We start from the raw sequence: 10,531 nt of genomic DNA on the forward strand, positions 1-10,531 counted from the left end.
TATAAGAAATATCAGAACAATAATTTTGATTTAACATGTGCATATATTTTAAATCTCATGCATTTCTCTTGTCATTTTGTGCATAAATTTAGATTCTCGTGCGCTTCCTAATCATTCTCGTGCATAAAATCAAAAAGTTGTGCATTACCACATTCAAGTTAAGGAAAATGATGATTCTCCTTATGTATAGAGAGAGCTAGAATGATTCCCCGTATGAATTCTGTAAGGAAAACAAAAAAGAGCTGTCTGATAGTATTAAAACTTACTTATCAGACAGCTCTTCTCATATCTATAACTATTCTTTACTATTTAACGCCTTAGTTAATGTTTCAATATTTTCATTCATTAAGTCAAAATAATCTTTTTCTTCTTTCACTTCTTCCTCAGTCCGTACAGATAGGTTATGAAGGGGAAGTGCTTCTGCACCGATTTCCTTTTGGACTACTTCAGTTAAACGTGATGAAATATTTTGTTCAAAAAGGATATACTGTACATCTTTTTGTTTTGCTGAGTCAATCAGATCCTTTAATTCTTGTTGAGATGGCTCATCAGAAGATGATATTCCTGCTATCGAAGTTTGCTTAATGCCATATCGTTTTTCCCAATAGCTATAGGCAGCATGGGAAACGAAAATCTCATTTCGTTCCGCGTTTTCTACAACTTTTTTAAACTGCTGATCTAATTGATCTAAATCCGCTACGAGTTGATTGTAGTTTTTCTTTAATTCTTCCTTATGCTTAGGAAGTTTTTCTGCAAGTTCTTCATATACTTTATGTGCCAATTCCTTAGAATAAATGGGGTCAAGCCATACATGTGGATCAAGATCATGATGGTGGGCCTCCTCTGAATGATCATTCTCATGCACATGACTTTCTTCCTCAAGAGCCAATCCTTCTGCAGTGGCTATCATTGTAACATTTTCGTTTTTAAGAATGTCTTCAGCTTTGTTGACAAATCCTTCAAGACCAAGACCAATATAAAGAAAGAGGTCTGCATCTGCTAAGTCCATCATATCCTTCTGTGAGGGTTCAAATGTGTGTTCATCTGCTCCAGGTGGATAGATGGAATGGACATCAACATGGTCACCACCGATTTTTTTAGCAAAGTCCTCAAGTGGATAAACCGTTGTATAAACGGTAAAGGATTCATCATTATTTTTATCCTGATTATCGGTACATGCAGCCAATAGTAATATTGTAGCGATAATAAAAAGCCCTTTAATAATTTTCAATATTAGCAACCCCTAAACTATCAATCTATTTGAAAATGTAATCATTACGATTTGAAAGAACAAAGGATATTTTACTATCTATGAAGAATAAAATCAAGAATGAATAAAACGATTCAGAATCTGAAAAGATGAAGCCGAAGAAATGGTAGGGAAAAGAAGCTTTGATCGAATCAACATATTCCTTCGAGGTCTATAGCAATATTAACGTCGCCATTATCGAGTGAAGCACCGTCATGAATCTGGGTTTCTAGATGATGATTTTTCTGGGACGTGATCAATCCCACCAGGATGAAAAGGGTGGCATTTACTTATTCTTTTTATTGTAAGCCATCCACCTTTAAGAGCTCCATAGCGCTTGATGGCTTCCATACCATAATGAGAACATGTTGGATAAAATCTGCAAGTTGGAGGCTTTATTGGGGAAATAACGACTTGATAAAAACGAATAATAAGCAAAAATACCTTTTTCATAGCTGTAGCCTCCCTAAATAATATAAATTCAATATAGCATGTACGATTTTTATTGTGCAAATGGTTTCGCTTAAGTATTTAGAAGGTATAAATATATAAATAAACACTGTAGAAATCATTATTCATATTAATTTGATGAAATAACTCGGGATTTGATGTATACTATAAATATAATACTTTTTAGGAGTGATTTTTAATGCCTTCAGTTGAAAGCTTTGAATTAGATCATAATGCAGTTAAAGCTCCTTACGTTAGACATTGTGGAGTTCATCATATAGGTAGCGATGGAGTTGTAAATAAGTATGACATCCGTTTTTGCCAACCAAACAAGCAAGCAATGAAACCAGATTCAATTCACACATTAGAACATCTACTTGCTTTTACGATTCGTAAATATGCGGAGGAGTATGATCATTTTGATATTATTGATATTTCTCCAATGGGCTGCCAAACAGGATATTATCTTGTCGTAAGCGGTACTCCAGAAGTGGAGGAAATTATTGATCTTCTGAATAATACGATGAAAGAAGCAGTCGAAATTACTGAAATTCCTGCTGCAAATGAAAAGCAATGTGGTCAAGCGAAGCTACATGATTTAGAGGGTGCCAAACGATTTATGCGTTACTGGTTAAGTCAGAGCAAAGAAGACTTGAAGCAGGTTTTTGCATAGGAAAACAAAGGTTTTTCCTAATATAATGGGTTAACATTAAAGTGGCAACAATATAATATCCATTCAATGCACAGGAGTTTTCATATCAGGAAGCTTCTGTGTATTTTTTATTGCTACGATTCTTATTTTGTAGCGGTTGAGAAATGGTTTTGAAAGCCCTGAGATTGAGCAACAGGAGTATCAATAGAGGGGGGAGTATTGAAAAGCTGAAAAAGAAAAAATGGGCACATTAAAAGAATTGAATGTTGTCATGAAAAGCTGCGAAAGGAAAGATGATAGCAAAAAAAGAGCCGGAAGAAGCCGTGAAATTACGAAGAAGAAAAAATGACGGCAAAAAAGAGCCGGAAGAAGCCATGAAATTGCCAAGAAGAAAAAGTGACTACATGAAAAAAGCCGAAAGGAGACGTGAAACAGACCTAATGCTGGTAATAGACATCAAATGATGTATGGTTTATCTAAGTCCAACGCCTATCTCCTCGAGACATAAGCCAAACCCCAAAGGGAAGGCATCTTCTCCTTTGGGGCTCATTTGCTTGTCAGACCTGTTCGAGGCGCTTCGCTTTTCTTATTTGTCGTCCTCTGGGCTTTCGTCCTCTTTTACTAGAGGATTCCCAGTGCTATTTTCATCCCTTTTTAAATGGGGGTTGTTTTCAATAGGGTCGACTTTGTGTTTAACCGTGTAGGCTTTAGAGGTCGTGACGACAGCCAGGATTAACACAATGAACACGATTACGATTGATACAATTAAAGAGATCGTAAATGCCATCATAAACCCCTCCTCTCAAAGTTTATTATCACTTCTTCAAAGGTTTTGGTCAAACCTTTAAATGGAGAAGAGAAATGAATTCTGACTCTATTCTTAGGCATCTATATATTAGTGTATGTTTTTATCACCAGAAGATATAATCGATCTTTCATCGGAAGTCAGTTTTTCCTTCAAGGTCTCAAATATGTATAGCCGGATAAAGTAGTGTAATTCATCGGTGTCCATCTCCTCTATAATCGCCATTAATTCATCTCGTGTCGTTTCTTCTAGGATGCTTAAAGCAATCATATCAAGGTCTTCATCAGTTCCTCTAATTCTCCCACGATAAATTTCATAGAGTTCTTCAACTAATTTCATTTTTTTACACCTCCATATAGTTATATTTATATATTTTCTGTGTTGCTATGAACAATACGCTTTGTTTTTCATATTATGGCTTAAGTAGGACAACATTTATATTTTTTTACTTACCCTTCTGATAGGACGTTAATCCCCATTTTTAGTAGGAGGAAAAAATTTTGACTAAATTCGTTATCCCTTTCGGTTCGATTCTTGCGTCTCTCACCTCTAGTTTATTTGGCGGCATTACATCGCTATTAAGTATTTTAGTCATTGCTGTTATAGTTGATTATTTCACAGGTCTGATTGCCAGTGGTATTCAAGGGAAATTGTCTAGTAAGGCCGGTTTAAAAGGAATCGGTCGTAAAGTTCTTATTTTTAGTCTAGTTGCTGTTGCCCACCTTATTGATACTATACTTGGAAATCAGCATTTTATTCGGGATGCAACGATTATTTTTTATATTTCCAATGAGTTTTTATCGATCATTGAGAATGCAGGGAGAGCAGGAGTACCCATTCCGGATTTCATTAGACAAGCTATAAAGTCTTTAAAAAACCATTTGCCTAAAGGAAAATAAGTGTATAAGAAATCTTCTTTTGTGGAAAAAGATAGGTAAGTAATCAAAAGGGGTTGCAGGTATGAGCGAAATAAAAAACACTTATTATATTCAAATGGCTACAGGTGAAATATCAAGAAGTTCAACAGATTCACCTTGGAACTTTAAGATTGAGGCTACAGATGAAGAAATAACAGCAATGAGAGAGATCTTTGACAATAATCATTCTACTGATTGGCAAGGCTTTTACCGTGCACATGTTCCTTATGTTCAATACCATTATGATCGTGAGAATGATGATTATGATGATAACCTGAGAAAAGCATATAAAATGATTCATGAGCTTGGTGACGATGATGCCAAACAACATATTGAAAGCATGGGTATTTTAAATCCAGATGGTCCAAAAGATCATTTGTAGTTAAAAGTAATCTTACAAACAGGGTTGGCCATATTGGTCAACCCTGCTTAGTATGTTGATATTATAAAGATACTTCTTCGGCTGTTTCTACTACTTCTTTAGGAACTGTGATGGCTTCAATTTCATTATAATCACTATATGTTCCACTCATTTCAGTTTGTGTTTTCATTTCTTTTCCTTCTTCCACCTTAATCGTCATATTAACGGTGGAGTTTAACTTCGTTGTGTAAAAAGTTTCTTTATCTATATAGATTTCATATTTAACTTCATCATAGCTCATATTATTCATAGCTTCTTCTGGAAGCATCTCAGGCATGATTTCTTTCATTTGTTTTTGTAAGAAATCCTGAAACTTCTCGCCATTTGCAGTCAGTTTAAGGATAAAATGCTTGTCATCTTGTTCAAATTTAAAATCCTCCATAAACTGTTGTAGATCTTTTAATTGCTTAGAAGGATCTGTCTGTGCATTTGACATTTGAACAATTTGATCAGAAAGTTCTTTCGGCATTTTCATCCATTTATTTTGAGAAGAATCTTTCATGTAAAATCCATCTTTTGTTAAGTAGCTATCCATTGTCATATCTTGCATTGGAGCTTCTGCTGCATCACCCTCCATCGTCATTTTCATCGTTTGATGAAGAGCGAGTGGTTCCATTACGATGCTCGATGTAACATCAGAATTGATTTTCATTTCTCCTTCTTCACCAGGCATTGTCATCGTTTGATTTAACGTCATATTAGATTTGAGACTAGTGATTTCTTGAGAAGCTTTATTCGTTTTTTCGAACACTTCTTCTAAAGTAAGGTTACTTTTACTTTCTTCTGTACTCTTTTTAGATTCATTTGCATTTTCTTTATTTCCTTCTTCATTTACTGGATCTGCTGTTTGGTTACATGCAGCAAGAAATACTACCAAAATAAATGAAAGAAGAATGGACCAAGATTTTTTCATACCAACACTCCCTAATTGATTATTCACTTTATTTACGTACCGATTTGTTAAAAGTTTCAAAATGATATAAATCGAGACTAATGACCTAGGATGGTTGATAAGTGAAATTTAAATGAGCCTATATGTATAATGGAAACATGATTTGCTTAAGGGATGGTGTTTAGACTTGATAAACTTCATTGATAAAAATGGATTATTGGTTAATCTTAGCTTTGAAAAGAATGTATTTCCGGAAAAATCCAAGCATGTTTTCATTATAACGAGATGGCAAGATCAGTGGCTGTTAACGAAACATAAGAGCAGAGGTTTAGAATTTCCAGGAGGTAAGCGGGAGGACGGTGAGTCGTTAGAAGAGGCTGCGAAAAGAGAAGTATTTGAAGAAACAGGAGGGATTGTTTCAAAGCTTTTTTATATTGGACAATATCAAGTCATGGATGAAGTTCCTTTTGTTAAAACGATTTACTTTGCTGATATTGAATCGATAGAAAGAAAAAGTGATTATTTAGAAACGGAAGGACCTGTTTTATTTAATGGTGAAATTCGCCATGTTCAGAACGATTCAGCCTTTAGTTTTATTATGAAAGATGAAGTAGTGAAACAAGCAATAGATTACCTATTTGATAAAAGCGTAGTAAAAACAAATCAGGAATGACCAATTTTTTGGTCATTCCTGATTATTCTTTTATAAGTTTACTCTCAATAAACTCGACAACCTTATACATAATGGTGGCAAATATAGCAATGACGAGAAGAGAGAGAAGTACTAATGTAAAGTTAAACACTTGGAATCCATAGATAATCATATAGCCTAATCCTTTTGCAGAAACGAGAAACTCTCCTACAATGACCCCGACCCAAGATAAACCAACATTGACCTTTAACGTAGAGATGATGGTTGGAAAGGATGCAGGCAAAATGGCTTCTTTAAATTTTTGTGACCTAGTTGCTCCAAAGGTACTCATGACCTTTAAATAGTTTTGGTCTACTTCGCGAAAAGAAGTATAAACTACGATCGTCGTGATAATGACAGAAATAATCGTCCCCATAGCAATAATGGATGTAAGTCCCGGTCCTAAAGCGACAATTAAAATGGGACCTAAGGCGACCTTCGGCATGGCATTTAAAATCACAAGATAGGGGTCTAAAACTTTTGAAAGAAAGGGAGACCACCACAGTATAGCGGCTAGTACTGTACCAAGGAGTGTACCAAGAATAAACCCAGCTACCGTTTCACCTAGTGTTACACTTAAATTCATTAGTAAACTTCCGTCTCCTAATTTCTCGAACAAAAGATTCCATATTTTTGAGGGGGAACTAAAGATTAAAGGATCGATCCATTTTGCCCTACTAGCCACTTCCCAAAGGCTAAAAAAAGCAATGAAAATAATGATTTGGTAAAATCGCACAAGCTTCTTTTCTTTTTTAATTCCATCTAAAAACTGTTGATGAAGAAGTTTAGTATTCATTTTGGGTTTCAAATTTTTCAAACTCCTTCCATAGCTGTTGAAACAATTGCGAGTATAGGGGATGATTTCTTGCTTCAAAAGGATTTAAGGATCTTAATTCATCTGGTACATTTAAGATTTGGTGGATACGTCCTGGATTCGCGGAAAATAATATAATTCGATCACTCATGGCAATTGCTTCTCCAATGTCATGTGTGACGAGAACAGCTGTTTTTCCAAACGATTTTAATGTCTGAAAAACAAGATCCTCTAATTTTAGTTTCGTTTGAAAATCTAATGCAGAAAAGGGTTCATCAAGCAAAAGAAGCTTTGGATCGACGGCCAATGTTCTTACGAGTGCGGCCCTTTGTCTCATTCCTCCTGACAATTGTGAAGGTAACTGTTTTTCCACACCTTTTAATCCGATATCATGTAATAGCTTGATCGTTTGTTGCTGTTTCTTAGCTGTTAATTGTTTAAGAATCTTTAAACCAAGCAAAATATTTTCTTCAATCGTCTTCCAAGGAAATAAGTAATCTTGTTGTAGCATATAGCCAGTTATTTGCTTCTTCGATTTTTGAGGTTGACCTTGTATGAGAATTTCTCCAGCGGTAGGTTTGAATAGGCCAGCAATAATGGAGAGTAAGGTCGTTTTTCCACACCCACTTGGGCCAAGAAAAGAAATGAATTCTCCTTCTTTGACGTCAAAGGAAATATCTTCTAACGCGGTAGTAGCGTCCTGTGGAGTAAAGTAAGTATGTGAAATCTCTCTTATTTCTAAAAAGCTCATGATTTCTAAGACTCCTCTCTTTTAAAAAGGCTGTTTTCGCATAGATTGTTGTTTTTCAAACAAGAATAGAAGCCCGTAAATGATTAAGGATTCGGGGCATCTTTTCGTCAAAGAAATAAATATTAAATTATTTAAGATGGTAATAATTATCAAAATAAACAAAGTTTAGGGAAGAGCCTGTAAAAATGACGAAAGAAAGGATGATTCATGAAGTATCGTCCTATTTCTCTTGAGTGAGAGGAATAAGGCAAAACTGGTCAATGAAATCATCCTGAAAGGAAACTAATTACCAATTATTTTTTCGGCAATCGATGTATTAACTAACGTACTATGATCGATTTCCTTTGGTAACTCTCTGGCTTCATCCATAATCGTTTGTAGGTTATTCCACTCTTCTTCATCTAGTATTGGATCTGTAGCAAATGATCCTTGACTTTTATAGCGATCAATAACCGTTTCAATAATGTCGAGTTCAGTATCTTCGAAATAAGGTTCAATGACTTTCGCGATTTCTTCTGCATTGTTTTCTTGTACCCATTGTTGTGCTTTATAAAGAGCTTTCGTGAATTTTTCCATTGTATCTTTATTTTCTTTCATATAACTATCTTTGGACATAAATGTTGTGTACGGGACATGACCGGATTCAGTACCAAATGATGCAATAATATGTCCTTTACCTTCCTTTTCAAAGATGGATGCTGTAGGTTCAAAGAGTTGAACATAATCGCCAGTTCCTGATGCAAAGGCATTTGGTATATTGGCGAAGTCAACATTTTGAATCAGATTCAAATCGTTATGTGGATCAATTCCATGCTGTTTTAAGACAAATTCCCCTACCATTTGAGGCATTCCACCTTTACGCTGTCCAAGGAATGTAGAATCCTTCAATTGTTCCCACTGAAAGTCCTCCACTTTCTCCCTAGCTACCAAGAATGTTCCATCAGTTTGTGTGAGCTGAGCAAAGTTGATGACAGGATCATCGGAGCCTTGTGCATGAACATAGATGGATGTTTCTGAACCAACTAATGCAACATCTGCACCATCTGAGAGTAGAGTTGTCATCGTTTTGTCTCCACCCCATGTTGTAGTAAGTTCGATTTCCAAGCCTTCCTCTTTAAAGAAACCTTTTTCAATAGCAACATATTGGGGAGCATAAAATATAGAACGAGTGACCTCCGCAATGCGTACCTTTTCAACGGCTTCTTCTTTTTGTGTGCAACCCCATAATCCAACAGTAAGTATGACAACCAGAAATAGTGAAACACTATATTTAACCCACACTTTCATATAAAACCCTCCTTAACTCCTAGATCGCATATGAATCGATATTATTTGCTAAAATATCGTATGTAGACGATAAAAAATGTGTGAATGCCTATTTCTAGAAAACGGCTTTCAATAACTTTGGTCGAAAGGAAATGATGCTCTTCTTTCAGCATCTGGAATGAGTAAAAATAGTTGCTATTGAAAGAGTTATCGAAAGGAAGAGACGATGGAAAAAGATTTGATCGTTGACAAGTACGATTTTCCTTCTCCAAATCCCCATGTAAAATTATCACTTGTAACCTATCTTTCAGATGGTTTAAAAGTGAAAGGGATGCTGGCAGAACCAAGAAGACCTGGTGTTTATGACGGTTTTTTATATTTACGGGGTGGAATAAAAAATGTAGGTATGGTCAGGCCAGCCCGTATTGCTCAATTTGCATACGAAGGATTTATTGTTTTCGCTCCTTTTTATCGAGGGAATCAAGGAGGCGAAGGAAATGAGGATTTTGCAGGTGATGATCGAATCGATGCCTTTTCAGGATTTGAACTTATACGATCACATCCCCGAGTGAAAAATAAAAGAATTCATGTATTTGGTTTTTCTAGAGGGGGAGTAATGGCTTTATTAACGGCAATCCATTACCCTGAAACAATTTCAGTTGTTGTTTGGGGAGGTGTTTCCGATATGATTCTCACCTATTATGAAAGAAATGATTTAAGAAGGATGATGAAAAGGGTCATTGGAGGATCACCAAAAAAGTTTCCTGAACGCTTTGAATGGAGAACACCACTTTACCATCTTGATGTCCTAAATGCACCCGTTTTAATTATTCATGGTGAAAAAGATTCAAATGTTTCAGTGGATCACGCTTATAGATTAGAAAAACGCTTAAAAACATTAGGGAAAACGGTCGAATCCCACTATTTTAAAGAGTTTACACACTACTTTCCACCTGAAATCAATCGAGAAATCGTAACAATGGTATGTCAATGGATGAAGAATCAGATATAGCATGCTAAAATATAAGAAAAATGATTGGAGAATGTCTAAGTGGGAATGGGTCTAGAATTAAACACCATGATTGTAACAAAAAATAACGAATCAAGAGCACAAGAAGGAGAGAATGTATACACATTAGTGAAAGAGGGATATCGATTATATCCTATGGAAATTCCGATTGAAGTCCGCAAAACTAAAGGCGGGGAAATAATAGGAACTGGAATGATCAAACAATTACGTTGGGAAGATAAAGTAACCCATCTTACATATGAATTAGTTTCATTGAAATCAACTAATTAACCTTCACGCTGCTCAATGCAGAATTTAGAAAAAGAGAATGTCCAAAAAGGGAGCTGGAACCATCACAGATAGAAGATCCACCCGAGAATTCAATCTATAGTTATGGTTCCAGACTTATTGGTTTTAGGACAGTCTTTTTATTGGTAATATCGTAATGATAAGTTTTTATTTGATCCCCAACATATTAACATATGCATAAATTTGAAATCTTGTGTATTTACCCTTATTTTTCGGTTTGACCCCCTAATTCCTAACACCAGCTTCGGTAAGCTCGATTTTTCTTAGTTTCTCATTTTGGGGCAATTCCTTCTTCACTTTTTGCC

At 35.5% G+C, this 10,531-nt stretch carries 15 protein-coding genes; 7 read left to right on the forward strand and 8 right to left on the reverse strand.

Annotated elements, in window-relative coordinates; genetic code table 11:
- Positions 1-295 precede the first annotated feature (295 nt).
- Entirely contained in the window at positions 296-1,231 is a 936-nt protein-coding gene (locus tag JOC86_RS24180; RefSeq protein ID WP_205176193.1) for a metal ABC transporter solute-binding protein, Zn/Mn family, read from the reverse strand.
- A 231-nt stretch (positions 1,232-1,462) separates the two neighbouring features.
- The gene (yidD, locus tag JOC86_RS24185) at positions 1,463-1,702 is read right to left on the reverse strand and encodes a membrane protein insertion efficiency factor YidD (protein WP_205176195.1); all 240 of its coding nucleotides are present in this window, start codon (positions 1,700-1,702) and stop codon (positions 1,463-1,465) included.
- A 196-nt stretch (positions 1,703-1,898) separates the two neighbouring features.
- Here yidD and JOC86_RS24190 point away from each other — a divergent pair, with 196 nt between their 5' ends.
- Positions 1,899-2,372, forward strand: coding sequence for an S-ribosylhomocysteine lyase (locus JOC86_RS24190; RefSeq protein ID WP_205176197.1), 474 nt, complete (start codon positions 1,899-1,901; stop codon positions 2,370-2,372).
- Positions 2,373-2,644: 272 nt separating this feature from the next.
- A complete protein-coding gene (locus JOC86_RS24195) occupies positions 2,645-2,815 on the forward strand; it encodes a hypothetical protein (RefSeq protein WP_205176199.1) in 171 nt (56 codons plus the stop codon).
- A 122-nt stretch (positions 2,816-2,937) separates the two neighbouring features.
- Here the strand turns inward: JOC86_RS24195 and ytzI are convergent, their stop codons facing one another.
- Both ytzI and JOC86_RS24205 read right to left on the reverse strand, forming a co-directional pair.
- On the reverse strand, positions 2,938-3,138 hold the full coding sequence (ytzI, locus tag JOC86_RS24200; protein WP_205176201.1) for a YtzI protein: 201 nt from the start codon (positions 3,136-3,138) through the stop codon (positions 2,938-2,940).
- 108 nt (positions 3,139-3,246) lie between these two features.
- Positions 3,247-3,495 carry a DUF6154 family protein gene (locus JOC86_RS24205; protein ID WP_205176203.1) on the reverse strand — a complete coding sequence of 83 codons (249 nt, stop codon included), beginning with the start codon at positions 3,493-3,495 and terminating at the stop codon, positions 3,247-3,249.
- A gap of 161 nt (positions 3,496-3,656) precedes the next feature.
- Between JOC86_RS24205 and JOC86_RS24210 the strand changes: the two genes are divergently transcribed.
- Entirely contained in the window at positions 3,657-4,055 is a 399-nt protein-coding gene (locus tag JOC86_RS24210; RefSeq protein ID WP_205176204.1) for a phage holin family protein, read from the forward strand.
- A 61-nt stretch (positions 4,056-4,116) separates the two neighbouring features.
- The gene (locus JOC86_RS24215; RefSeq protein ID WP_205176206.1) at positions 4,117-4,455 is read left to right on the forward strand and encodes a hydrolase; all 339 of its coding nucleotides are present in this window, start codon (positions 4,117-4,119) and stop codon (positions 4,453-4,455) included.
- A gap of 61 nt (positions 4,456-4,516) precedes the next feature.
- On the opposite strand, the gene JOC86_RS24220 is transcribed toward JOC86_RS24215, so the two are convergent.
- Positions 4,517-5,407 (reverse strand): DUF6612 family protein, encoded by an 891-nt coding sequence (locus JOC86_RS24220; protein WP_205176208.1) that lies wholly within the window; start codon positions 5,405-5,407, stop codon positions 4,517-4,519.
- A gap of 142 nt (positions 5,408-5,549) precedes the next feature.
- Here JOC86_RS24220 and ytkD point away from each other — a divergent pair, with 142 nt between their 5' ends.
- Positions 5,550-6,059, forward strand: coding sequence for an RNA deprotection pyrophosphohydrolase (gene ytkD / locus JOC86_RS24225; protein ID WP_275583433.1), 510 nt, complete (start codon positions 5,550-5,552; stop codon positions 6,057-6,059).
- Positions 6,060-6,081: 22 nt separating this feature from the next.
- On the opposite strand, the gene JOC86_RS24230 is transcribed toward ytkD, so the two are convergent.
- The 3 genes from JOC86_RS24230 to JOC86_RS24240 all read right to left on the reverse strand — a co-directional run bounded on the left by JOC86_RS24230 (position 6,082) and on the right by JOC86_RS24240 (position 8,929).
- Positions 6,082-6,873, reverse strand: a complete 792-nt coding sequence (locus tag JOC86_RS24230; protein WP_205176210.1) for an ABC transporter permease — start codon at positions 6,871-6,873, stop codon at positions 6,082-6,084.
- The gene (locus JOC86_RS24235) at positions 6,863-7,642 is read right to left on the reverse strand and encodes an ABC transporter ATP-binding protein (RefSeq protein ID WP_205176212.1); all 780 of its coding nucleotides are present in this window, start codon (positions 7,640-7,642) and stop codon (positions 6,863-6,865) included. The genes JOC86_RS24230 and JOC86_RS24235 overlap by 11 nt, the downstream gene beginning before the upstream one ends.
- A 282-nt stretch (positions 7,643-7,924) precedes the next feature.
- A complete protein-coding gene (locus JOC86_RS24240; RefSeq protein ID WP_205176214.1) occupies positions 7,925-8,929 on the reverse strand; it encodes an ABC transporter substrate-binding protein in 1,005 nt (334 codons plus the stop codon).
- Between the two features lie 205 nt (positions 8,930-9,134).
- On the opposite strand from JOC86_RS24240, the gene JOC86_RS24245 reads away from it, so the two are divergent.
- On the forward strand, positions 9,135-9,920 hold the full coding sequence (locus tag JOC86_RS24245) for an alpha/beta hydrolase family protein (RefSeq protein WP_205176216.1): 786 nt from the start codon (positions 9,135-9,137) through the stop codon (positions 9,918-9,920).
- 39 nt (positions 9,921-9,959) lie between these two features.
- The gene (locus JOC86_RS24250) at positions 9,960-10,208 is read left to right on the forward strand and encodes a DUF2584 family protein (RefSeq protein ID WP_205176218.1); all 249 of its coding nucleotides are present in this window, start codon (positions 9,960-9,962) and stop codon (positions 10,206-10,208) included.
- The last annotated feature ends 323 nt before the right edge of the window (positions 10,209-10,531 follow it).

The organism is Rossellomorea pakistanensis (assembly GCF_016908495.1).
Classification (GTDB): Bacteria; Bacillota; Bacilli; order Bacillales; family Bacillaceae_B; genus Rossellomorea; species Rossellomorea pakistanensis.